General features: G+C 68.1%; 17 protein-coding genes and 6 pseudogenes. 14 read left to right on the forward strand and 9 right to left on the reverse strand.

Annotation, left to right across the window (positions count from 1 at the left end):
- Positions 1-3: 3 nt before the first annotated feature.
- Entirely contained in the window at positions 4-2,004 is a 2,001-nt protein-coding gene (gene asnB / locus L6444_RS11940) for an asparagine synthase (glutamine-hydrolyzing) (RefSeq protein WP_236982846.1), read from the reverse strand.
- A gap of 177 nt (positions 2,005-2,181) precedes the next feature.
- Between asnB and ctaC the strand changes: the two genes are divergently transcribed.
- The 4 genes from ctaC to L6444_RS11960 all read left to right on the forward strand — a co-directional run bounded on the left by ctaC (position 2,182) and on the right by L6444_RS11960 (position 5,469).
- Complete coding sequence (gene ctaC, locus L6444_RS11945; RefSeq protein ID WP_370652863.1) at positions 2,182-3,267, forward strand: aa3-type cytochrome oxidase subunit II; 1,086 nt, start codon at positions 2,182-2,184, stop codon at positions 3,265-3,267.
- 8 nt (positions 3,268-3,275) lie between these two features.
- On the forward strand, positions 3,276-3,695 hold the full coding sequence (locus L6444_RS11950; RefSeq protein WP_236982847.1) for a cytochrome c oxidase subunit 4: 420 nt from the start codon (positions 3,276-3,278) through the stop codon (positions 3,693-3,695).
- A 182-nt stretch (positions 3,696-3,877) separates the two neighbouring features.
- Positions 3,878-4,831 (forward strand): MmpS family transport accessory protein, encoded by a 954-nt coding sequence (locus L6444_RS11955; protein WP_236982848.1) that lies wholly within the window; start codon positions 3,878-3,880, stop codon positions 4,829-4,831.
- Positions 4,831-5,469: a DUF2561 family protein gene (locus L6444_RS11960; RefSeq protein ID WP_236982849.1), complete on the forward strand. Its 639-nt coding sequence runs from the start codon at positions 4,831-4,833 to the stop codon at positions 5,467-5,469. The genes L6444_RS11955 and L6444_RS11960 overlap by 1 nt, the downstream gene beginning before the upstream one ends.
- 50 nt (positions 5,470-5,519) lie before the next feature.
- Here L6444_RS11960 and L6444_RS11965 read toward each other — a convergent pair whose 3' ends face one another.
- The 5 genes and pseudogenes from L6444_RS11965 to ctaE all read right to left on the reverse strand — a co-directional run bounded on the left by L6444_RS11965 (position 5,520) and on the right by ctaE (position 10,382).
- A complete protein-coding gene (locus tag L6444_RS11965) occupies positions 5,520-5,933 on the reverse strand; it encodes a nuclear transport factor 2 family protein (RefSeq protein ID WP_236982850.1) in 414 nt (137 codons plus the stop codon).
- Between the two features lie 63 nt (positions 5,934-5,996).
- Positions 5,997-7,650, reverse strand: a pseudogene (gene qcrB / locus L6444_RS11970) (cytochrome bc1 complex cytochrome b subunit).
- Positions 7,647-8,859, reverse strand: a pseudogene (qcrA, locus tag L6444_RS11975) (cytochrome bc1 complex Rieske iron-sulfur subunit). Before qcrA ends, qcrB begins: the two co-directional pseudogenes overlap by 4 nt.
- Positions 8,856-9,722, reverse strand: coding sequence for a cytochrome bc1 complex diheme cytochrome c subunit (gene qcrC / locus L6444_RS11980; RefSeq protein ID WP_370652862.1), 867 nt, complete (start codon positions 9,720-9,722; stop codon positions 8,856-8,858). Before qcrC ends, qcrA begins: the two are co-directional and overlap by 4 nt.
- A 49-nt stretch (positions 9,723-9,771) precedes the next feature.
- Positions 9,772-10,382 (reverse strand): annotated as a pseudogene (gene ctaE, locus L6444_RS11985) (aa3-type cytochrome oxidase subunit III).
- Between the two features lie 125 nt (positions 10,383-10,507).
- Here ctaE and trpD point away from each other — a divergent pair.
- A complete protein-coding gene (gene trpD, locus L6444_RS11990) occupies positions 10,508-11,593 on the forward strand; it encodes an anthranilate phosphoribosyltransferase (protein WP_236982852.1) in 1,086 nt (361 codons plus the stop codon).
- On the opposite strand, the pseudogene L6444_RS11995 reads toward trpD, so the two are convergent.
- Positions 11,531-13,366, reverse strand: a pseudogene (locus L6444_RS11995) (DEDD exonuclease domain-containing protein); the annotation flags it as partial. The gene trpD and the pseudogene L6444_RS11995 sit on opposite strands and share 63 nt — an antisense overlap.
- A 165-nt stretch (positions 13,367-13,531) precedes the next feature.
- On the opposite strand from L6444_RS11995, the gene L6444_RS12000 reads away from it, so the two are divergent.
- The 4 genes from L6444_RS12000 to pimB all read left to right on the forward strand — a co-directional run bounded on the left by L6444_RS12000 (position 13,532) and on the right by pimB (position 17,180).
- Positions 13,532-13,795 carry a hypothetical protein gene (locus tag L6444_RS12000; protein ID WP_236982854.1) on the forward strand — a complete coding sequence of 88 codons (264 nt, stop codon included), beginning with the start codon at positions 13,532-13,534 and terminating at the stop codon, positions 13,793-13,795.
- Positions 13,796-13,968: 173 nt separating this feature from the next.
- Positions 13,969-15,141, forward strand: a complete 1,173-nt coding sequence (ripC, locus tag L6444_RS12005) for a peptidoglycan hydrolase RipC (protein WP_236982856.1) — start codon at positions 13,969-13,971, stop codon at positions 15,139-15,141.
- Between the two features lie 80 nt (positions 15,142-15,221).
- Positions 15,222-16,013: a hypothetical protein gene (locus tag L6444_RS12010; RefSeq protein ID WP_370653186.1), complete on the forward strand. Its 792-nt coding sequence runs from the start codon at positions 15,222-15,224 to the stop codon at positions 16,011-16,013.
- 9 nt (positions 16,014-16,022) lie between these two features.
- A complete protein-coding gene (gene pimB, locus L6444_RS12015) occupies positions 16,023-17,180 on the forward strand; it encodes a GDP-mannose-dependent alpha-(1-6)-phosphatidylinositol monomannoside mannosyltransferase (RefSeq protein ID WP_236982864.1) in 1,158 nt (385 codons plus the stop codon).
- Here the strand turns inward: pimB and L6444_RS12020 are convergent.
- Positions 17,165-18,967: an AMP-dependent synthetase/ligase gene (locus tag L6444_RS12020; protein ID WP_236982866.1), complete on the reverse strand. Its 1,803-nt coding sequence runs from the start codon at positions 18,965-18,967 to the stop codon at positions 17,165-17,167. The genes pimB and L6444_RS12020 overlap by 16 nt on opposite strands.
- A 164-nt stretch (positions 18,968-19,131) precedes the next feature.
- On the opposite strand from L6444_RS12020, the gene L6444_RS12025 reads away from it, so the two are divergent.
- From L6444_RS12025 to L6444_RS12045, 5 genes and pseudogenes are all read left to right on the forward strand, one after another.
- Positions 19,132-19,521 (forward strand): polyketide cyclase / dehydrase and lipid transport, encoded by a 390-nt coding sequence (locus L6444_RS12025; RefSeq protein ID WP_236982868.1) that lies wholly within the window; start codon positions 19,132-19,134, stop codon positions 19,519-19,521.
- 106 nt (positions 19,522-19,627) lie between these two features.
- A complete protein-coding gene (locus L6444_RS12030; protein WP_236982870.1) occupies positions 19,628-20,062 on the forward strand; it encodes an SRPBCC family protein in 435 nt (144 codons plus the stop codon).
- Positions 20,059-21,324, forward strand: a complete 1,266-nt coding sequence (locus L6444_RS12035; protein WP_236984039.1) for an ArsA family ATPase — start codon at positions 20,059-20,061, stop codon at positions 21,322-21,324. The genes L6444_RS12030 and L6444_RS12035 overlap by 4 nt, the downstream gene beginning before the upstream one ends.
- Entirely contained in the window at positions 21,321-21,716 is a 396-nt protein-coding gene (locus tag L6444_RS12040; RefSeq protein WP_236982872.1) for a hypothetical protein, read from the forward strand. Before L6444_RS12035 ends, L6444_RS12040 begins: the two co-directional genes overlap by 4 nt.
- Before the next feature lie 85 nt (positions 21,717-21,801).
- A pseudogene (locus L6444_RS12045) lies at positions 21,802-22,553 on the forward strand (lysophospholipid acyltransferase family protein).
- Between the two features lie 26 nt (positions 22,554-22,579).
- On the opposite strand, the pseudogene L6444_RS12050 reads toward L6444_RS12045, so the two are convergent.
- A pseudogene (locus L6444_RS12050) lies at positions 22,580-23,855 on the reverse strand (glycosyltransferase 87 family protein).
- Positions 23,856-23,944: the final 89 nt, after the last annotated feature.

Genomic DNA, 23,944 nt, shown 5'->3' on the forward strand with positions numbered 1-23,944 from the left:
GCGTCACAACTCGACGGGGTAGACCGGCTCACTGATCTGCGGCACCACCGTGTGCTCGACGAAGATCGCGTGCCACAGCATGAAGATCAGCACCGTCCACAAGCGCCGGCTGTGGTCGCTGCTGCCCTCCCGGTGCTCGTCGAGCATCCGCACCACCGCGGCCAGGTCGATCAAGTGACCGGCCTGCGAGGCGCCCGTCATCTCGTAGGCCCACTCCAGCAGTTCGCCGGCGCGCAGCCAATGCCGAATGGGCACCGGGAAGCCGAGCTTGGGCCGGTTCAGCACGTGTGCGGGCACGATGGGTTCCAGTGCGCGCCGCAGCGCGTATTTGGTGGTGGTGCGGGTGATCTTGGCCTGGTAGGGCAGCCGCGCGGCGACCGCGAACACCTCGGGGTCCAGGAACGGCACCCGCAGCTCCAGCGAGTTCGCCATCGTCATCTTGTCGGCTTTGACCAGGATGTCGCCGCGCAGCCAGGTGAACAGGTCGAGGTGCTGCATGCGTGCCACCGGATCCCAGCCGGCCGACTCGGCGTAGATCGACGCGGTGACGTCGGTGTGGGTCCAGTCGGGCCGGAATCCGGGCAGCACGTCGCGCAGCTGCTGATCGGAAAAGCTGCGGGCGTTGCCGTAATAGCGCTCCTCGAGGGTCAACGACCCGCGGTGCAGCAGGCTCTTGCCGCGCATGCCTTCGGGCAGCGGCCGCGACACCTTGCCCATCGAGCGGCGCAGCGGCCGGGGCAGATAGTTGAACGGCTTGAGCGACAGCGGCTCCCGGTAGATCGTGTAGCCGCCGAACAACTCGTCGGCGCCCTCACCGGACAGCACGACCTTGACGTGCTTGCGGGCCTCGCGGGCGACGAAGAACAGCGGCACCAGCGCCGGGTCGGCGACCGGTTCGTCGAGGTACCAGACGATCTCGGGCAGCGCGGTCACGAATTCTTCGGCGCTGACCACCTTGGCGATGTGCCGGGCGCCGATGGCCTCGGCCGAGGCCACCGCGACGTCGAGCTCGGAGAAGCCCTCGCGCTCGAAGCCGGTGGTGAAGGTGATCAGCCGCGGGTTGTGCCGGATGGCCAGCGCGGCGATCGCGGTGGAGTCGATGCCGCCGGACAAAAACGATCCGACGGTCACGTCGGCGCGCATGTGCTTGGCGACCGAATCCTCCAACACGGCGGTGATCTCGTCGTAGCGGGCCTGCTCGGTGCCCGGGGCGATCGGCACGGCGGTGAATCGGGGCCGGAAGTAGCGGGTCACCTCGGGCCGCGCGCCCGGCCGGATCCAGGCGTAGCAGCCCGACTCCAGCCGTCGCACGCCGAGGTGCAGCGTCTCGGGCTCCGGCACATACTGCAGCACCACGTAGTGCTGGATGGCGCGGCGGTCCAGGCCGGCGTCCCCGGTCTGGAATCCGACCAGCTCGGCCAGATCCAGCAAGCACTTCTTCTCGCTGGCCACCGCCGTCCCGCCGGGGCCGGTCGCCATGAACAGCGGCTTGATGCCGAACGGGTCGCGGGCGCAGAACAATTCGCGGTTGACGGTGTCCCACAGTGCGAAGGCGAACATGCCGCGTAGCCGGTTGAGCACGCCGGCGCCCCAGTGGTGGTAGCCGGCGACGATGGCTTCCCCGTCGCCGTCGGTGGCGAACACGGCGCCGTGCTCGCCGCGCAGTTCCTCCCGCAGCTCCAGGTAGTTGTAGATCTCGCCGTTGAACACCAGCACGTAGCGGTCCGGCTGTTCCGGCGGGCCCCAGCGCAGCGGTTGATGCGAGTGGGCGATGTCGATGATGGACAGCCGGTTGAATCCGAACACGGCGCCGCCCCGGGATCCGTCCGCGAAGTCCGGATCGGTCCAGGTGCCCGGCTCGTCCGGCCCGCGGTGGCGCATCAGATGCGACGCGCGGGCGATCACGCCGTCGGCCAGCGCCGCGTGCGCCGCGGCCGCCTCGGTCGCGCCTTCAGCGCCGTCCGGGCTGCCCGGATCGGCGACGAAAGCCAGCAGTCCACACACGGCGCCCCAGTATGCCGCACTTCACGACCGCCCGTGAGGCGACGCCCGGCGGGTCGGGGTGACCAGGCGGTCGCCTGGTGGTGCGGCGTGGTCTACGCTGCGTAGTATTCGACGTCCGAGTTAGCCGAATCGGCCGAAGGCCGAGTCGGCCCAGCTTGTGATACAGGAGGCGCCAACGTGACACGTCGCGGGCTGGATCGTTCGCACAGCTTGTCGCAGAGCAGTTCTGGTGGCGTACGCGCTTTCGGCCGCCGCCTTCGTCCGGTATTGCTGGTCGCGACCCTGGGCGTGCTGGCGGTCACCCTCAGCGGATGCAGCTGGCAGGACGCGCTGGCCCTGGGCTGGCCCAAAGGCATCACCCACGAGGGCCACGCCAACCGGCAGCTGTGGATCGGGGCGGTAATCGCCTCGTTCGTCGTCGGCGCCATCGTGTGGGGCCTGATCTTCTGGGCCGCCGCCTTCCACCGGAAGAAGAAGACCGACACCGACCTGCCCCGCCAGTTCGGCTACAACATGCCGCTGGAGCTGGTGCTGACCGTCACGCCGTTCCTGATCATCTCGGTGCTGTTCTACTTCACGGTCGTGGTGCAGGAGAAGATGCTGCATCTGGCCAAAGACCCGGAGGTGGTGATCGACATCACCTCCTTCCAGTGGAACTGGAAATTCGGCTACCAGCGGGTCGCATTCAAGGACGGGACGTTCAACTACGAAGGTGCCGACCAACCCCGCAAAGAGATGATCTCCAAGCCCGAGGGCAAGGACTCCCACGGTGAAGAACTCGTCGGCGCGGTGCACGGATTCAACCCACAGGACCGGCAGTATCTGCACTGGGACAAGATCGAGATCTTGGGCACCAGCACCGAGATTCCCGTCCTGGTCCTGCCCGCCCACAAGCGCATCGAGTTCCAGATGGCCTCGGCCGACGTCATCCACGCCTGGTGGGTGCCCGAGTTCCTGTTCAAGCGCGACGTGATGCCCAACCCGGCGGCCAACAACTCCGTCAACGTCTTCCAGGTCGAGGAGATCATCCGGACCGGCGCATTCGTCGGCCACTGCGCCGAGATGTGCGGCACCTACCACTCGATGATGAACTTCGAGGTCCGCGTGGTGGAGCCCAACGAGTTCGTCGCTTTCCTGCAGCAACGGATGGCGGGCAAGTCCAACGCCGAGGCCCTGCAGGCGATCCACCAGCCGCCGCTGGCGACCACCACTCATCCGTTCGAAACCCGCCGCGGCGAATTGGCCCCGAGCCCTAGAGGTTAGGACAACTCATGAAGATCGAAGCCCGGCTGTTCGCGATCATCTCCGGCTTCTTCGTACTGGTGACGCCGCTGTACGCGGTGCTGACGGCGCTGTACGCCACCGGCGGCGTCGAATGGGCGGGCACCACCGCACTGGCCCTGACCGCCGGCTTGGCGTTGATCGTGTTCACCTTCTTCAGGTTCGTCTCGCGGCGGCTCGACACCCGGCCCGAGGACTACGAGGGCGCCGAGATCAGCGACGGCGCAGGCGAATTGGGCTTCTTCAGCCCGCACAGCTGGTGGCCGATCATGATCGCCCTGTCCGGGTCGGTGACGGCCGTGGGTATGGCGCTGTGGCTGCCGTGGCTGATCGTCGCCGGCGTGGTGTTCATCCTGGCCTCGGTGGGCGGACTGGTCTTCGAGTACTACGTTGGGCCCGAGAAGCACTGATCGAATCCCGAAAGGTCACAATCAGGGCATCAGTTGATCCGCGGTCAGTTTGCCGCGGCGCCGGTGGCCCGACCGGTTGGGTAGGGTTTTCGAGGCACCATGAGAATTCACCGAGCGCGCGTGCCCGGGTGCAGCCGCGGAGTCACACGCGCCGGTCGGGCAGTTGGACAGGGTAGGCAGACATGAGCGGGCCGAATCCGCCGGGACGGGAACCTGAGGAACCCGACCCTGCCGCCGAGCCCTCCGAACCCGAATCCCTGGGCGAAGAGTTCGACGGTGACCTGGACGACGAGCTGAATCCGGTCGATGATCTCGACCACGCCGACGATTTCGACGACGGCGGCGGGCACGCCGATGCGACCGATGCCTACTCGCAGGCGTACTCGGCGCCGGAATCGGAGCTGTTCGTCAGCGGCCGGTACGTGCCCGCCGATCTGGCGCTCTACGACTACGACGGGTACGAGGACTTCGACGACGATCACGCCGCGCCGCGGTGGCCGTGGGTGGTCGGCGTCACCGCGATCCTGGCCGCGATCGCGCTGGTGGCCGCGGTGTCGGTGTTGGTAGCACGTACCGACACCAGCAAACTCGCCAGCCCGGGGGCCACGACCACCACGTCCTCGACGCCGCCGGTCCAGGATCAGATCACCACCACCAAACCGCCGCCGCCGTCCTCCGAGCCGCCGCCCACCTCGGTGCCGCCTCCGCCGCCCAGCGAAGTCCCCACCGCGACCGAGACGCAGACGGTCACCGTGACCCCTGCGCCGGCGCCCGCTCCGGTGCCGCCCGCGCCGACGTCAGCGCCGCCACCTGCCAGTTCCCCGGCGGCGGCACCGCCGCCGGTCACTACGACCACGCCCGCCGGGCCGCGCCAGGTCACCTACTCGGTGACCGGCACCAAGGCGCCGGGTGACATCATTTCGGTCACCTACGTCGACGCGTCCGGTCGACGCCGGACACAGCACAACGTGTACATACCGTGGTCGATGACCGTCACGCCGATCTCGCAGTCCGACGTGGGCTCGGTGGAAGCGTCCAGTCTCTTCCGCGTCAGCAAATTGAACTGCTCGATTATCACTAGCGATGGGACGGTATTGTCCTCGAACACCAACGACTCGCCTCAGACGAGCTGCTGATGGTAGGCCGATATTCCGCATACCGCCGGGGGCCCGACCCCGTGGTCAATCCTCAGGTCATCGATCGCATCATGATCGGTGCGTGCGCTGCCGTGTGGCTGATACTGGTCGGTGTCAGCGTGGCCGCCTTCGTGGCCCTGGCCGACCTGGGTCGCGGCTACCACAAGGCGTCGCACAGTCCCCACACCACCTGGGTGCTGTACGCCATCATCGTCGTCTCCGCGCTGATCATCGCCGCCGCCATCCCGGTGTTGCTGCGGGCCCGCAGGATGACGCAGGCCGAGCCGGTGGTGCGGTCCAGGGCCCTGCAGGGCGGCGGATCCGCCCGGCAGACCGGCCGACCCACGGGGCGTGCCACGCCCGCGCCGGCACCACGCGAATCGGTGAAAGCCTATGGGGCGCTTGACGAATGGTCCGGGGAGACGGTGGACCGGATCTGGCTGCGCGGGACGCTGGCGCTGACCAGCGTGATCGGTGCGGCGCTGGTCGGTGTCGGGTTGGCGACCTACCTGATGGCCGCGGGCCACGACGGGGGCGCGTGGGTGAGCTATGCGTTCGCCGGGCTGATCATCGCCGGCACACCGGCGGTCGAGTGGTATTACGTGCGGCAGCTACGGCGCGGCCCCGCGGCGCACTAGACCCGTGTCGTGTTGCCGCTGATGTCGTGCGCGAAATTGGCATGTCGTGTTCAGCGGCGGGGTACGGAAGTACCGGCCGGAATGCGAAACCCTCGTCCGACATGGACGGTCTTGATGCGCCAGCCAGTGGATGTCCGCGCGTAGGTCATCTCGGCGTCCATGTGGACGGTCCCGGGCCGGCCGTCGTAATCCGACGCGATCCACAGCTGCCACCGACCGGTGGCCGTGTCGGCGACGACGGTGATTATCGGGTTGAGGAACGTATGCATCGCACAGGACACACGGGCCGTGGCGGCGGGCAGTTCGGCGGCGATGGCCTCGGCGCCGACGGTGGTGCCGAAATCGTCGCTGCTCCAACATGCGTCGGCGGTAAAGACGTCGGCGATGGCGGCCAGATCGAGGGTCTTCGCTGGACGCCGTCTTCGACTTGCTCGAACACGGTTTGGGTCAACGGGATGGACCATCTGAGACCGCGGATGGCACCCGCCCGCTTGGCGGACCGACTCCTGCGCGCTCGGTGGCGTGTCTTAGTGGTGCTCCCCGTTAGGTGAGCCGTTGCCGTTCTCCTGGCGCTCGCGCAGCGCGGTGAGGGCACGGTGCTCGGCGGCATGGCTTGCCTCGCGCAGCGCCGCGTCCTCCGATGCCGGGTCGGCGAACAGGAAGCTGCCGCTGCCGGGGGAGCCGGCCGAGCCCAGCTTGTTCATCTTCTTGGGCAACGGGGCGCCCTGGTATTCCAGCGGGATGGGGTGGCCGTGGTCGTCGACGGGACCCAGCGGCTGGTGCAGTTCGATGTAGGCGCCGTGCGGCAGGCGCTTGATGATGCCGGTCTCCACACCGTGCTCGAGCACCGCGCGGTCGCTGCGCTGCAGCCCGACGGCCCACCGGTAGGTGATGAAGTAGACCAGCGGCGGCAGGACCACCATGCCGATGCGGCCGATCCAGGTGGTGGCGTTGAGCGAGATGTGGAACTTGAACGCGATGATGTCGTTCATCGCGGCCAGGGTCAGCACCATGTAGAAGCTGATCGCCATCGCGCCGATCGCGGTGCGCACCGGCACGTCACGCGGCCGCTGCAGCAGGTTGTGGTGGGCGTAGTCGCCGGTGAACCGCTTCTCCAGGAACGGATAGATGATCAGCAGGATGAAGACCAGTCCCATGATCAGGCCGACCCAGACCACGGCGGGAATGGTGTGGTGCCAGAAGTAGAACTCCCACGCCGGCCAGATACGGGCCAGGCCCTCGGTCCACATCATGTAGAAGTCGGGCTGCGAGCCGGCCGAGACCTGAGAGGGCTTGTAAGGGCCCAGGTTCCAGATCGGGTTGATCTGCAACAGCCCGCCCATCAGGCCGAGCACACCGACGATGCAGGCGAAGTAGGCACCGGACTTCACCGCGAAGCCCGGCATCACGCGCACGCCGACGACGTTGTGCTCGGTGCGGCCGGGGCCGGGGAACTGGGTGTGCTTCTGGAACCACACCAGCGCCATGTGCACGCCGATCAGCGCCAGGATGATGCCGGGGATCAGCAGGATGTGCAGCGCGTAGAGGCGCGGGATCAGGATGGTGCCGGGGAAGTCGCCGCCGAACAGCGCCCAGTGCAGCCAGGTCCCGATGATCGGCATGCCCAGGGTGATCGACGACAGGGCGGCGCGCAGGCCGATACCGGACAGCAGGTCGTCGGGCAGCGAGTAGCCGAAGTAGCCCTCGAACATCGACAGGATCAGCAGCAGCGACCCGATCACCCAGTTCGCCTCACGCGGGCGGCGGAACGCGCCGGTGAAGAAGATGCGCGCCAGGTGCACCATGATCGAGGCGGAGAACATCAGCGCGGCCCAGTGGTGGACCTGGCGCACGAACAGGCCGCCGCGCACCTCGAAGGAGATGTTGAGCGCCGTCTCGTAGGCCCGCGACATCTCCACCCCGCGCAGCGGTTGGTAGACGCCGTTGTAGGTGACCTCGGACATGGACGGGTCGAAGAACAGGGTCAGATACACACCGGTGAGCAGCAGCACGATGAAGCTGTACAGCGCGATCTCACCGAGCAGGAACGACCAGTGCGTCGGGAACACCTTGTTGAGCTGGCGACGCACCGCGGCCGACGGGTGATACCGGGTGTCGATGCCTTCGCCTTGAGCGGCCAGCACGTCACCGATCTTCGGGGGGACTCAGTTTCGGACTCATGTTGTGGTGCGCTCCCAGAATGCCGGACCGACGGGCTCGATGAAGTTGCCGTTGGCAACGAGATACCCGTTCTTGTCGATTGTGATCGGCAGCTGCGCCAGCGCACGGGCCGCCGGACCGAAGATCGGCTTGGCGAAGTGCAGCGCGTCGAACTGCGACTGGTGGCAAGGGCACAAGATTCGGTAGGACTGCTGCTCGTACAGCGACGAGGGGGCAACCCAGGTGCGAGCAGACTTTGGTGAAGGCGAAGAACTCGCCCCAGTTGAAGCTTTCCTGACCCTTGCGCTTGACCACGCGGTCCATGTCGCTGGGCTTGATGCGGATGAGCATCACCGGGTTACGGATACCCAGCGAGATCGCCGAGAGCTTCTCGTGGGATTCCACCGTGGTGCCGTCGCCGTCGGACTCCCGCCACGGGAAGACCGTCTCCATGCCGCCGGCGTCCATGTCCTCGGGACGCATCTTGACGTAGGGCGGTCCGTCGTGGGCACCGGTGGCCCGCGCCAGATAGATGGTCTCGCCCTTGAACCGCGGGGTCCATCCCGAGGTCCACAGCGTGGCTTGCATGCCTTCGGCGGTGGGGACGACCGGCTTCCACGGATTCTTGATCAGGCCACCGGCAAACGCGACCAGGGTGCCGAGGCCGAACGCGCCCAGCCCCAGTCCGAAGGACGCGCCGATCAGCTTGCGGCGCCCGATGGTGGAGCCTTCGTAGGCGTCGGTGAGGTTGGCCACCACCGTCTTGCGGTCGATCTCGCGGGAGGCGCCGTCGTGCCGGTCCTGGATCGTGATCTCTTCGGGGATAAAGCGTTTCTGGAAGAGCACCGCGCCGATCGCGATGGACAGCACCGACATCCCGAAGGTGAATCCGTACAGCGGGGTGGCCAGCGAGTAGAGCAGGCTGCCGTCGGCGCCCTTGGGCTTGTACTCCCACGGCCAGAACAGGAAAACCAGCAGCAACGCCAGGCCGAAGCCGCCGCCCAGCAAAAGCCAGGTGGCCACCGAGCGCGCGGCGCGCTTCTCGGCTTTGGTGCCCGGAACCGGCCAGCGCGGCTCCTTGTAGACGATCTCGACGCCGTCCATCTTGCTGCCCAGGTCCAGCAGTTCCTGGGTCGACATCTCGGCCAGCGCCGCGTCGTCTGGTTCCTTGTCGCCCGAGTGTGTGCCGGTGTCGGTGTCCGAACCGAGTTTCGCGTCAGATTCGCTCATGAGCGCGCCCCAATCCACAGTGCCAGCGAGATGGCGCCGACCATGCCGATGATCCACATCGCCATGCCCTCGGGTGCGGGTCCGAATCCGCCCAGGCCGTAGCCGCCCGGGGTGCGCTCCTCGGCGACGGTGCGCACGTAGGCGATGATGTCCTTCTTCGACTCCAACGAGAGCTGACGGTCGGAGAACTTCGGCATGTTCTGCGGGCCGGTCAGCATCGCGGTCAGGATCTGCTGCTCGTTGGCGGGACCGAGGTCGGGTGCAAACTTGCCGGAGGACAGCGCGCCGCCCTTGCCGGTGAAGTTGTGGCAGGAGGCGCAGTTCAACCGGAACAGGTCGCCGCCGCGGCCGAGGTCGGACCCGCGCAGCGACGCCATCTGCAGGCTGCCGTCGGGGTTGCGCAGCACGGTCGGGCCGCCGCCACCGTAGGCCTGCACGTAGGCGCCGATCGCGTCGATCTGGTGTTCGTCGAAGATCGGTTCCTTGCGCTGCGCCTGGGCTTCACCGCGCATGGCGGGCATCCGGCCGGTCGACACCTGGAAGTAGACGGCGGCGTCGCCGACACCGATCAGGCTGGGCCCGTGGTCCGGCACACCCTGCAGGTTGGCGCCGTGGCAGGACACGCAGGAGGTCTCGTAAAGCTGCTGGCCGCTTCGCAGTTGGGCCAGGCCCGACTCGTCGGCCACCGCCACCTGGGGGGTCGGGGTCAGCACCGCCGCCAACCCGCCGGCGATGGTCAGAGCGATCAGCAGCAGCAACGCACCCGACAGCCGACGGCGAAGGCGCCGCCGCGAGCGATCGTCGCGCCGCTTTTCCGGCTGGCCGGGCCGCCGGCCGGATCGGGTGAATCCCAGTCTCTTCAACTGAGCACTCCTGTTCTCGGGCCTGTTGGGAGGGGTGGGCTGAAACGGATTAGCGGATGAAATAGATCACCGTGAACAGCGCAATCCACACGATGTCGACGAAGTGCCAGTAGTACGACACGACGATGCTCGCGGTGGCCTGCGCCGGGGTGAACTTACTCATGGTGGTGCGCACCAGCAGGAAGATGAAGGCGATCAGACCGCCGGTGACGTGCAGTCCGTGGAACCCGGTCGCCAGGTAGAACACGCTGCCGTAGGCGCTGCCGGGAATGGTCGTGCCGTGGGTGGCCAGGTGGTAGTACTCGTAGGCCTGACCGAGGATGAAGAACAGGCCCATCAGGAACGTGATCACGTACCAGCGGCGCAGTCCGAAGACGTCGCCGCGTTCGGCCGCGAACACCCCATCTGGCAGGTGAACGACGAGGCGATCAACACCAGCGTCACCGGCACGGCCTGGTACAGGTTCAGCTCCGTCGGCGGCGGCGGCCAGTTCCCGCCGGCCTGCGCTCGCGCCGTGAAGTAGAACGCGAACAGGCCAGCAAAGAACATGAGCTCGCTTGACAGCCACACTATGGTGCCAACACTGACCATGTTGGGGCGGTTCAGCGAATGGACTCGCGACGTAATCGCAGTACCCGAGGTCCCTACAGCACTCGTCACATCCGCAAGTATGACGCTTTGTAGTTGTCGAGCACTACCCGGGTCAGAAATTTCCGGTAAATCGTGTCGCGCATCATTTTCGGCCGCCTGGCCGGTGCGGCAGGTCGGCGTGGGACCATCGGCGCGTGGCTGCGTCATCGGAAGCTGTGTCGCGCGGGGATTCCCCGGGCGTGTCGCCGTCGTGGCCGCAGGTGCTGGGCTGCCTGACCGGCGGGCGCAACCTGACGCGCCGGCAGGCCGCGTGGGCCATGGACCAGATCATGGCTGGCCAGGCGCGGCCGGTCCAGATCGCCGCGTTCGCCGTGGCGCTGACGATGAAAGGCCCGACGGCCGACGAAGTCAGCGAACTGGCCGGGGTGATGCTGCACCACGCCCGCCCGATGCCCGCGCTGCCCGAGGACGCCGTGGACGTCGTCGGGACCGGTGGCGACGGCGTCAACACCGTCAACCTGTCGACCATGGCGTCGATCGTGGTGGCGGCCGCCGGGGTGCCGGTGGTCAAACACGGCAACCGCGCGGCCTCCTCGCTGTCCGGCGGTGCCGACACGCTGGAGGCGCTCGGCGTGCGCATCGACCTGGGTCCCGAACAGGTCGCGAGCAGTCTGCGCGAGATCGGGATCGGGTTTTGCTTCGCCCCGCAGTTCCATCCGTCATATCGGCACGCAGCGCAGGTGCGCCGCGATATGGGCGTGCCCACGGTGTTCAATCTGCTTGGGCCACTTACCAATCCGGCCCAACCGCGGGCCGGATTGATCGGCTGCGCCTTCGCCGAGCTCGCCGAGGTGATGGCGGGCGTGTTTGCTGCGCGCCGGTCCAGCGTGCTGGTGGTGCACGGCGACGACGGGCTCGACGAGCTGACCACCACCACCACGAGCACTATCTGGCGGGTACAGGCGGGCACCGTGGACAGGCTGAAGTTCGACCCCGCGGGCTTCGGGTTCGCCCGAGCCGACCTCGACGAATTGCGCGGCGGCGACGCCGAGACGAACGCCGCGGAGGTGCGCGCGGTGCTGGCCGGGGAGCACGGGCCGGTGCGCGACGCGGTGGTGCTCAACGCCGCGGGCGCGCTGGTGGCGCACGCCGGGTTATCCAGCCGCGCTGAGTGGTTGCCGGCGTGGGAGGACGGTTTGCGCCGGGCCGTCACCGCGATCGACAGCGGGGCGGCCGAACAGTTGCTCGCGCGTTGGGTGCGGTTCAGTCAGCAGGTGTGAGTCCAATTGCTCGGCAGCCAGTTTCGCCGAACGGGCCGCTGCCGCCCATCGGGCCCACGGGCCGGCCGACCGCAGCGGTGAGGCCCAGCCGGCGTCCTGCGCGCCGGTGACGCGGACGATCCGCACCCCCGGCGCGGCCAGCCAGCGGGCGATCAGCGCGGTCTCCTCGACCAGCGCACCACCGAGCGGGGCGGCGGACGGCAGGATCGTCTGGGCGCCGGCGGCGATGGCCTCGACCACGGGCATCGGCGGCACCCCGCGCCGCGCCACGCCGGCAGCGGCGAGTTGGCCGTGGCGGATGACGACGAGTTCGTACCCCTTATCCCCGTCTGGTGCTGCGGCGATCAGCTCGGGCAGCGCGGCCAGGGCGCGCAGCCGCTGACCGCGCCACAGCACCTCGACGGCGGTGCAGATGTGGTCGCGCAACCGTGCCGCGCTCTCGTAGTGGCGGCGCTCGGCCAGTGCCGAGACCTGGTCGACGGCCGCGGCCAGCGCGGTGTTGTCGGTGCCGTCGATCAGCGTTTCGACGCGCCGCGCCGCCGCGGCGTACTGCTCGGCCGTCGCGTCCCGGGCCGCCGGGCAGGGCGACACCTCGAGTTCGGGACAGGCCGGCCCGTGCCGGGCCGACCGCGCCAGCCGTTTGGTGCAGGTCCGCACGCCGGTGAAGCGGGCGAGCAGGGCAGCGGTGTCCGCGGCGTCCGTCCGGGACCGGAACGGGCCGATGGCACGGTCGTGGCGCGGGTTGCGCACCACCGAGAGCCGCGGGAACGCCTCGTCGGTGAGCACCACCCACCACCACCGGTGCGGAAACCGCGACCGGCGGTTGTAGGGCGGGGCGTGGGCGGCCAGCAACCGAAGTTCCCGCACTCCGGCCTCCAGCGGGTGTGCGCATTCGACGTGGTCGACCGCAGCGGCGAGGCTGACCATCTCTTTCATCCTGCCGCGCGGATCGGCGCCGGTGAAGTACTGGCTGACCCGCCGTCGCAGGTCGACCGCGGTGCCGATATAGAGCACCTCGCCCGACGGGCCACGGAACAGATAGACACCCGGCCGGCGCGGCAGCCCGTCGGCCAGCACCCGCTTGCGGCGCTGGGCGGGGGTCACGTCGGGCAGGTAGGACCGCAGGTCGGTATAGGTGTGGATGCCCTGGTTGCCCACCCGCTCGATCAGGGCATGCAGCACGTCGACGGTGGCGCGGGCGTCGTCGAGGGCACGGTGCGTCGGTTGCGTCGCCACCGCGAACAGCCGCGCCAACTCGGCCAGTCGCACGCTGGGCGCCTCCTCCCGGCTCAGCACCCGCCGGGCCAGCCGGACGGTGCACAGCACCTTCGGGCGCGGCCAGTGCAGCTGGCACCGCTCGGCCGCGGCGCGCAGGAAGCCGACGTCGAAGCCGGCGTTGTGGGCGACCAGCACCGCGTCGCCGGCGAACTCGAAGAACATCGGCAGGACCGCATCGATGGTGGGGGCGTCGCAGACCATCGCCGTGGTGATTCCGGTCAGTCGGACGATCTGGGGCGGGATGCTGCGCCCGGGGTCGACGAGGGTGGCGAATTCGCCCAGGACGGCGCCGCCGCGCACCTTGACCGCGCCGATCTCGGTGATGGCGTCCGGCGCGGCCGCGGTGTTGCCGACGGCGCGCCCGCCGGTGGTCTCCAGGTCGACCACGACGAACGTGGTCTCGCGCAGCGGGCGCTCCTGGGGCTGTTGCCATGCCTCGAGTCCGTCGCAGAGCCCGGTGAAGCTGAGCTGAGTCGCACCGGTCGCAGCACCCATGCCGGTGACGTTAGGCAGGCGCACCGACAACCGTCGGCTCCCGCGCCGGACGGCCCGCGCCCGCGGATCCGGAATTGTCCGATGGAGCCAGTTGTCGGTGCCCACCGCTAGCGTGCGGTGCAGCCTGACTTTGCGAGGGAAAGCCGACGGAGAGGACCGACTCAGATGGCACTCAACGGTGCAGCCGGAAGTGAGGGTGCTGCCGGGCCCAGGCCGGGGGAACCGGTGGTCATCGACTGCGACGATTGCGCGGTGCGTGGCTCCGGCTGCCGCGACTGCGTGGTCAGCGTCTTACTCGGCGTGCCCGAAACCCTTTCGTACGACGAGCAAGTCGCGTTGGAGGCGCTGGCCGAGGTGGGTTTGGCGCCGCGGTTACGGCTGGTGCCGATCCGCGGCGGCCGGGTGGTGTCGCCTAAAGGGGTCGCGTGATCGGGTCGTGTAGGGTCGTCGACGGCAAGATCCTTCAATCACATAGAAATGACAGAAATCTTCCCATTTTCTTAACGCCCCCCTTTGGACAAACGTCGATATCGTTTCGTAACCTGTTTGAGACCTAAACCAGCTCGGCGGATAAACGTCGATGGCAGTTTAAGGAAGCAATCTTGAGGCTCGACTGTAGGCATTCGATCGCGCGCGCAATCAAGCGGTCCGCCATCGGTTCGTTAGCGAGCTTCGTCGTGTTGTCCGGCATCACCGCGGGTATTGCGATGGCCGATCCCGCCCAGGACGCAGTGGCGAAGCTGAACGAGCTTTCCCGGCAGGCCGAGCAGACCACCGAAGCGATGCACAGCGCGCAGCTCGACTTGAACGAAAAGCTGGCCGCCCAGCGGGCCGCCGAGAGCAAACTGAACGAAGCCCAAACCGCCGTGCAGGCGTCGAAGGCCCGATTGGCCGCGCTGCAGAACACGGTCAACAAGGTCGCCGCCGCGGTCTACATGGGCGGCCGGACCAACGGTCTGGATGCCATCTTGACCGCGGAGTCGCCGCAGCTGCTGATCGACGGGCTGGCGGTGCAGCGGGTGATGGCGGGTCAGATGTCAGCGCAGATGGCCAGCTTCAAGGCCGCGAACGCAGAGGCCACCAAGGCTGAGCAGGCCGCCGCCAAGTCGGCCGCGGACGCCAAGGCCGCCGCCGAGCAAGCCGCGGCGGTGCGGGCCAACCTGCAACACAAGCAGAGTCAGCTGCAGGTGCAGATCGCCGTGGTCAAGTCGCAGTACGCGGCGCTGACACCGGACCAGCGCACCGCGCTGGCCCAGCCCGGCCCGGTTCCGCAAGGGGCTCCGGGCGCGCCGGGCGCTCCCGGTCCCGAGGCGTTGCCGCCGGGTGCGCCGCCCGCGCCGGAGGGCGCGCCGGCTCCCGAGGCTCCCGCTCCCGGTGGCGCCGGCGGGGTGACCGGAGCGCCGTTCACCGCACCCGAGGGTGGCAGCGGTGATCGCGCGATGGTGGTGCAAGCCGCGTTGACGCAGATCGGCTCGCCCTACGTGTGGGGCGGCGCCGCGCCCGGTGGCTTCGACTGCTCGGGATTGGTGATGTGGGCTTTCCAGCAGGCCGGCATCTCGCTGCCGCACTCCAGCCAGGCGCTGGCCCACGGTGGGCAGCCGGTGTCGCTCGGCGAGCTGCAGCCCGGAGACGTGCTGACCTTCTACTCCGACGCATCGCACGCCGGCATCTACGTCGGTGACGGAATGATGATCCATTCCTCCACCTACGGCCAGCCGGTTCGCGTGGTGCCGATGGACTCCTCCGGCCCGATCTACGACGCGCGCCGCTACTGACGGAATCCTCGCACCGTTGCCGTTCGGCGCGCCTGCTGTTGGCGTGTGCACTGATCGCTGAGTTGGCCACGGCATTCGCGATGTCGATCCATCCGGTGCCGTTGCGACACGCGGCAACTGACTCCGCAGCGGCCCGCGGCGCCCAGACCATGTCAGTCGCCGGTGACCGCGCCGTGCGATTGATCGGCCGGGGCGGACCGAGCACCGACCCGCTGCTGTCGCGGGTGGCCGCGGACATGCCCTCGGCGGTGAATGCCGTCGTCGGCTTCTGGGGAACCGACTGGTCGCCCGAGATCACCGTGGTGGCCACCGATTCCGGCGAACAGTTTCGCGCCGCGGCCGCCGACGACCCCGCCGCGCAGCGTGCCGACATCGCGGCCGTCACAGTCGCCCAGCGGGTCGATCCGGCGCGTCGCACAGTGGTCGGTGCCCGGATCGTGCTGGCGCCGGGCGCGGCCGCAATGAGTGCCGGTGCGTTGCGAATTGTGTTGACACACGAGCTGTTTCACTATGCCGCCCGCGCGGACACCGCGCTGGACGCCCCACGCTGGCTGACCGAGGGGGTGGCCGACTTCGTCGCGCGGCCGCACATCGGGGTGCCTGCCGCGGCGCTGCCCGCGCTGCAATCGCTACCCGCCGACGCCGAGTTGGACACCGGTGAGCCGGAGCTGTCGTTGGCATACGACCGGGCCTGGTGGTTCGCGCGGTTTGTCGCGGATGCCTACGGCGCCGCGAAATTGCGCGAACTCTACCTGGCCGCCTGCGGCGTACGGCACGCCGATTTGCCCACCGCGGTCCGCGACGTGCTGGGCATCGACACGGCCGGCCTGCTGACCCACTGGCAGCGGTGGGCCGCCGAGCCGGCACGCTAACGTAGCCGGGTGAGCCGGGTCCTGCTGGTAACCAACGACTTTCCCCCGCGCCGCGGCGGCATCCAGTCCTACCTGGGGGAATTCGTCGGCCGGCTGGTCGAGTCGGGAGCACACACCGTCACCGTGTATGCGCCGAAGTGGAAGGGCGACAACGCTTTCGACGGATCCGCCGGCTACCGGGTGGTGCGCCATCCCAGCACGCTGATGTTGCCCGTCCCGTCGGTCGACACCAGGATGCGCCGACTGATCGAAGAGCACCACATCGACACGGTCTGGTTCGGGGCCGCCGCGCCACTGGCGCTGTTGGCGCCGCGGGCCCGCCAAGCCGGCGCCACCAGGGTGCTGGCCAGTACCCACGGGCACGAAGTGGGGTGGTCGATGCTTCCGGTGGCGCGATCGGTGCTGCGCCGCATCGGTGACGCAACCGACGTGGTGACATTCGTGAGCCGCTACACCCGGTCCCGGTTCGCCCCCGCCTTCGGGCCGGGCGCGTCGCTGGAGTACCTGCCGCCCGGCGTGGACAGCGACCGGTTCCGGCCCGACCCTGCCGCCCGCGCCGAACTGCGCAGCCGGTACCGGATCGGTCAGCGGCCGACGGTGGTATGCGTGTCGCGACTTGTCCCGCGCAAGGGGCAGGACATGCTGATCAAGGCGCTGCCGTCGATTCGGCGCCGGGTCCGGGACGCCGCGCTGGTGATCGTCGGAGGCGGCCCCTACCTCGAGACATTGCGCAGGCTGGCGCGCGACAGCGGCGTCGCCGAGCATGTGACGTTCACCGGCGGTGTGCCAGCCGAGGAGCTGCCCGCCCATCATGCGATGGCCGACGTGTTCGCGATGCCGTGCCGCACCCGCGGCGCCGGGATGGACGTCGAAGGCCTCGGGATCGTGTTCCTGGAGGCATCGGCCACCGGTGTTCCGGTGATCGCCGGCGACTCCGGCGGGGCTCCGGAAGCCGTGCAGCACAACAAAACTGGCCTGGTGGTAGATGGCAATTCGGTGGCTCAGGTCGCCGATGCGGTCGCCGGGTTGCTGACCGATCCGGACCGGGCGGCGGCGATGGGCGCGGCCGGCCGGGACTGGGTGATGACGCAGTGGCGCTGGGACACGTTGGCGGCCCGGCTCGCCGAACTGCTGCGCGGCGAGGCGGCTGGTCAGTCCTTCTGGTAGATCGCCTCGATCTCGGAGGCGAACTTCTCGGCCACCACGTTGCGCTTCACCTTCATGGTGGGTGTCAGCTCACCGGACTCCTCGGTGAAGTCGACGGGCAGAATCCGGAACTTGCGGATTGCCTCGGCGTGGGACACCTGCAGGTTGGCTTGCTTGATGGCCGCCTCGACCTCGGCGACCAGATCGGGGTCGGTGGCCAACTCACCCACCGTGGCACCGACGGCTTTATGGTGATGGCTCTTCCAACTGTCGAATGCCTCGGGGTCGATGGTGATCAAGGCGCCGATGAACGGTTTGTTGTCCCCAACCACCATCGCCTGGCTGATCAGCGCGTGCGCCCGCAACTGGTCCTCGAGTACCGCCGGTGCCACGTTCTTGCCGCCGGCGGTGACGATGAGTTCCTTCTTGCGGCCCACGATGCTGACGAAGCCGTCCTCGTCGACCGAGCCCAGATCGCCGGTGTGGAACCAGCCGTCGCTGAACGCTTCTTCGGTGGCCTGCTCGTTGTGCCAGTAACCGCCGAACACCACGCCGCCGCGTACCAGCACCTCTTTGTCTTCGGCGAGCTTGAGGCTGTTGCCGGGCACCAGCTTTCCCACCGTCCCGATCTTGAGGCCGTTGATCTGGTTGACGGTGATCGCGGCGCTGGTCTCGGTCAGGCCGTAGCCCTCGTAGATGGTCAGTCCGACACCGCGGTAGAAGTGGCCTAACCGGGCGCCGAGCGGCGCGCCGCCGGACACCGCGGCGCGGCATTCGCCGCCCAGTGCCGTGCGCAGCTTGTGGTAGACGAGCCGGTCGAACAGGGCGTGCTTGGCGCGCAGCACCGGACCCGGTTTGCCCTCGTCCAGGGCGCGACTCCAGTCGACCGCGGCTTTCGCCGCAGCCTTGAAGATCGGGCCTTTGCCATCGTTGAAGGCGTTCTGTTCTGCGGTGTTGTACACCTTCTCGAACACACGCGGAACCGACACCACCACAGTCGGTTTGAATACCGCGAACATCGGCAGCAGGTTCTTGATGTCGCTGGTGAACCCGACAGTGACTTTGCTGGTGAACGCCGACAAGGTCAGTGCCCGGGCCAGAACGTGGGCCAGGGGCAAGAACACCAGCAACTTCTGCCCCTCGCAGAGCAGCGTCGGCAGGCATTCCCGGGTGCCGCGGATCTCGTGCAGCAGGTTGGAATGGGTGAGCTGGCAACCCTTGGGGCGTCCGGTGGTGCCCGAGGTGTAGATCAGCGTCGCGGGGTGATCGCACCGCAACGCCTCCTGGCGGGCGGTGAGTTCGCCCGGATCGACCGATTCGCCGGCCTCCACCAGCACGTCGATCGCCTTGGGTCCCGAGCCGTCGATGTGCAGCACCCGGCGCAGCGCGGGTAGTTCGCCGGTGAGTTGGGTGACGATGGCCGCGTGCGCGTCGGTCTCTGCGAAGGCCAGCACCGCCTCGGAGTTCTGCAGCACCCACCGCACCTGCTCGGCGGAGGAGGTTTCATAGATCGGCACGATGACCCCACCGATGGCAAGGACGGCCAGATCCAGGATCGCCCACTCGTAGCGGGTCGCCGAGAAAATGGACACCCGGTCGCCTGCCTGCACGCCGAGCCCGATCAAACCCAGTGCCACGGAACGGATTTGGGCCGCGGCCTCGGCACAGGTGACGTCGGTCCAGGCGCTGTCTACCTGACGTTGATAGATCACGTAGTCGGGATCGTCGCGTTCGTGTTCGAATACCACGGCGGCGACGTTGTCGTGCTCGTCGACGGTGAAGCGGGCCGGGACACTGTACTGACGCACTTCTTACCTCGCTTGACATCGGGTGGCACCTATTGCTGTCACCCAGCCTAGTGGGCCATTGTCGCAGCGTGGCCGAGGTCGACCAAGGCCGGTCACGGGGGATCATCCGATCGCCGAGCGGGGGATGGGGGCACGCCGAGAGCGCGGTATGTGAAGCTGAGGCGGTGAACAGTATCCAGATCGCCGACGAAACGTACGTCGCCGCCGACGGCGCCCTGGTCGGTGCCGCGATTGCGGACGAATCGAAGTGGCGCCGCTGGTGGCCCGACCTGCGGCTGCAGGTCACCGAAGACCGGGCCGAAAAGGGCATCCGGTGGTCGGTCGCCGGCGCCCTGACCGGAACCATGGAGGTGTGGCTGGAACCGTCGCTGGACGGGGTGATACTGCACTATTTCCTGCACGCCGAGCCGACCGGCGTTTCGGCCGCGGAGTTGGCCAAGCTGAACCTGGCGAAGATGACGCACCGCCGCCGGGTGGCGGGTAAGAAAATGGCGTTCGAGGTGAAGACGACGCTGGAACAGTCACGTCCGGTGGGGGTATCTCCGGTAGTTTAACCGGGTCAATATCGAGCGTTGGAGAGTACCGTTTCTGCCGGGAGACCCGGGGCACTCCCGCGAATGAACGGGGTCGACCCGGGTACGGGGAAAGGGAAGTAGCCAGGTGGCGGACAAGACGGAGCAGACAATCCACATCGACGCGGATCCGGCTGAGGTGATGAAGGCGATCGCCGACCTCGAGTCCTACCCGGAATGGATCAACGAGTACAAAGAGGTCGAAGTTCTCGAGGCCGACGCCGACGGCTACGCCAAGAAGGCGCGCATGTTGATGGACGCGACCATTTTCCGCGACACCTTGATCATGAATTACCAGTGGCCGGCTGACCGCAAATCGCTGAGCTGGAGCCTGGAATCCAGTTCGCTGCTCAAGTCGCTGGAAGGCACATATATCTTGGCGCCCAAGGGTTCTGGCACCGATGTCACCTATCAGCTGTCGGTCGACCTGGCCGTCCCGATGATCGGGATGCTCAAGCGTAAGGCCGAGCGCAGGATCATCGACGGCGCGCTGAAGGATCTGAAGAAACGAGTCGAGGGCTGAGCGATTCCGCCGCGCCCGCCCCGGCCCGGATCAGTCTTTTCGTCGGTAAGGGCGGGGTGGGAAAATCCACCCTGGCATCGGCTACCGCGGTAGCTGATGCCAGCGCTGGTCAGCGCGTGCTCGTCGTGTCGACCGACCAGGCGCACTCGCTCGGCGACGTGTTGGGCGTTCCCGTCCCGCCCACCGGTAGCGGTGAAACGGTGCGGGTGCTCACCGATCTGGAGACCGGAGGCGAGCAGGGCAGCGGCGGATTCCTCGACGCCCTGGCGCTGGACACACTGGCGTTGCTGGAGCACAGGTGGCGTGAAGTCGTCGACGCCCTCGACGCGCAATTTCCCGACTCCGAGTTGAGCAGCATTGCCCCCGAAGAACTCTCGGCGCTGCCCGGCATCCAGGAAGTGCTCGGCTTGCACGCCGTCGGCGAACTCGCCGCCTCCGGGCGGTGGGACCGGGTGGTGGTCGACTGCGCTTCGACCGCCGACGCGCTGCGCATGTTGACCCTGCCCGCGACGTTCGGGCTCTACGTCGAACGCGCGTGGCCACGGCACCGCAGGCTGACCGACGACGGCCGCTCCGGCGCGCTGGTCAACCTGCTGGAACGCATCAGCGTCAGCGTCGACGAGCTCAATTCGCTGCTGGCCGACGGTGATTCGGTCAGTGCGCACCTGGTGCTGACCCCTGAGCGGGTGGTCGCCGCCGAGGCCGCCCGGACCTTGGGTTCGCTGGCGCTGATGGGGGTGCGGGTGGAGGAACTGCTCGTCAATCAGGTCCTGGTCCGGGACGAGACATATGAATACACCAGCCTGCCCGACCATCCCGCGTTCTACTGGTACGCCGAACGCATCTCCGAGCAACGCGCGGTCCTGGACGAACTCGACGCCACCATCGGCGACGTGGCCCTGGTCCTGGTGCCGCACCAGCCCGGCGAGCCGATCGGACCCAAAGCGCTCGGCGGGCTGCTGGACGGTGCTCGTCGTCGCCGCGGCGGGGACCCACCCGGGCCGCTGCGCCCCGCCGTCGACCTGGAATCGGGGTCGGGACTGGAATCGGTGTACCGACTGCGGCTAGCGTTGCCGCAACTCGATCCCGGATCGCTGACATTGGGACGATCGGACGACGACTTGATCATCAGCGCAGGTGGCGTGCGGCGCCGGGTTCGGTTGGCCTCGGTGCTGCGGCGGTGTACGGTGCTGGACGCACAGCTGCGGGGCAGTGAGCTGACAGTGCGTTTCAGACCAGATCCGGAGGTATGGCCGAAGTGAGTAGGTCTCATACTGACGTCGGATCCGAACTGCGCCGGCTGGCGCAGGCCATTCTGGACGGGATCGACCCGAAAGTGCGGGCAGCCGCCCTGCTGGCCTCCAGCGGTGGAACCGGCAAGTGCCAGCAGGTGTGGTGTCCGGTGTGCGCGCTGGCCGCGGTGGTGACCGGCGAACAGCATCCGTTGGTGACGGTCATCGCCAGCCACAGCGTCGCGCTGCTGGAAGTGGTCCGCGCCATCGTCGACGATATCGGCGACGCCGCCGCCTCGCCGGCGCCGGACGACGACCCGCCGGGCGGCGGTGCGGACACCGAATCCACCACGGTGAAAACCAACGGCAACGGCGGTGCCAAGACGCGCTACCAGGCCATCCCGGTGACGCTGCAGGAATGACCCACCGGTTGCGAGGTGGTCCCACACATGCTCGGTGGGTACAGTTGGCGCAGACACCGTCCGGTGCGGGGTGAGAGGGAGGGCCATGTGGTACTACCTTTTTTAAGTACGTACTCCTCGGTCCCTTGCTGTCCGTGATCGGTCGCCCCAAAGGTCGAAGGGCTGGAACACGTTCCGAGTTCGGGGCCGGTGATCCTGGCCAGTAACCACCTGGCGGTGATGGACAGCTTCTTCCTGCCGCTGGTGGTGCGGCGTCGAATCACCTTCCTGGCCAAGTCCGAATATTTCACCGGCACCGGCCTCAAGGGCTGGTTCAACCGCTGGTTCTACACCGCCGTCGGGCAGGTGCCCATCGACCGCACCGACTCCGAGGCAGCGCAGGCCGCGCTGGAAACCGCCAAGCAGGTGCTGGCCCAGGGCAAGCTGCTCGGCATGTACCCCGAGGGCACCCGCTCACCCGACGGCCGGCTGTACAAGGGCAAGACCGGGCTGGCCCGGCTCGCCCTGCAGACCGGAGTTCCGGTTATCCCGGTCGCGATGATCGGTACCAACGTCGTCAACCCGCCCGGCACCTCGATGCTGCGGTTCGGCCGCGTCACCGTCCGGTTCGGCAAGCCGATGGACTTCTCCCGGTTCGACGGGCTGGCCGGCAACCACTTCATCGAGCGTGCCGTCATCGACGAGGTGATGTACGAGCTGATGGGCCTCTCCGAGCAGGAGTACGTCGACATCTACGCCGCCAGCGTCAAGGACGGCAGCGCCGCCGACGAGGACGCGGACGGTTCCGAGTCGACGTCGTCAGATGCCGCGCGAATCCCCGAGACGCAAGCCGGTTAGCGGCCCGATAAGCCGGAGGTGCCTGGTTAGGCGGCCGGGACCGGTACGGGTTGCCGTTGCGCCGCACGCGCGGTGCCCACTCGCGCGGTGACGGTGGCGCCGGCGACGACGATCACCGCCAGCGCCCACCACACGTAGGACATGCCGAGCAGCTGCCGCCACCACGAGGCGCTGGTCTCGTGGTGTTTAGGCAGCAGGTCGATCGGAGTCCACCTCATCAACGCCATCCCCGCCGCGGTGACCACGGCCAGCGCGACATTGCGGCGACGCCAGGCCAGCACACCGGTCACCAGCACCGTGGGCAGCATCCAGACCCAGTGATGTGACCAGGAGACCGGTGACACCACCAGCCCGAACAGGGCGACGCATACGATCGCCAGCGTCGGCTCGTCGGCCCGCAGCACGCGGCGCATCGCCCAGACGGTCAGCGCCAGCACGGCCACGCACGCCAGCATCCACAACGGCATGCGGGCGTGTTCGTCGAGCCCGAGCCGGGCCAGCGCGCCGGCGATGTTCTGATCGGTGTTCAGCGCCGCCTCGCCGATGCGGTCGGTGTGGCGCAGCGTGTGCGTCCAGTACTCCCACGAGTCGCGCCAGGCCAGCGCGAACCCGAGCAGCGTCGCGGCGGCGAAGCTGGCCAGCGCCACGCACGCGGCCCGGGTGTCCCGGCGCAGCAGCAAATACAGCAGGAACACCGCCGGAGTCAGTTTCAGCGCGATGCCCAGCCCCAGCAGCAGCCCCCGCGGCCACGGGGTGCGGCGGGGAACAGTCGGCGACCACCAGCGTCATCAACACGGCGTTGATCTGACCGAACGCGAAGTTCGAGCTGATCGGCTCCGCCCAGATCGACGCGGGCGTCACCACGATCACCGCCAACCAGGCGCGCCGCAGCCACGCCGGGCCGGGCAGCAACGCCGAGGTCTCCCACACGTCGAGGCGGGTCAGCACGATCGTCGTCGACACCAACAGCACCACCAGCGTCACCGCCGTGATCACAACACTGGCGGTCGGCATGCCCAGCCAGGCGAACGGGCTGAACACGACCGCAGCCAGCGGGGGATAGGTGAACGGCAGATCCACGATGGGTGTGTGGAACAACACATTGCCGTGATACAGCGGCCGCCCGTCCAGCCAGGCCTGGCCGCCCATCTGATAGACGTCGATGTCGATGCGGTACGGGATGTGCCCGAACAGCTCCCAGCACGTGTAACCCAGCGCCGAGGCGGCCAGCAGCCAGAGCAGGCACCACAGGCAGACCCGCCCGAGTCGACTGCCCAGCTCGGGCGACCGCCATCTTGTCATGTCGGTGACAGCCTAATCGTTACCGCGCGGTGCTTTCCCCGGCCAGCGCGGCTTTCGGCGTCCGACGGGCCGGCGGGCGTAACTTTTTA

It is taken from the genome of Mycobacterium kiyosense, from assembly GCA_021654635.1.
In the GTDB taxonomy this organism is placed as follows: Bacteria; Actinomycetota; Actinomycetes; order Mycobacteriales; family Mycobacteriaceae; genus Mycobacterium; species Mycobacterium kiyosense.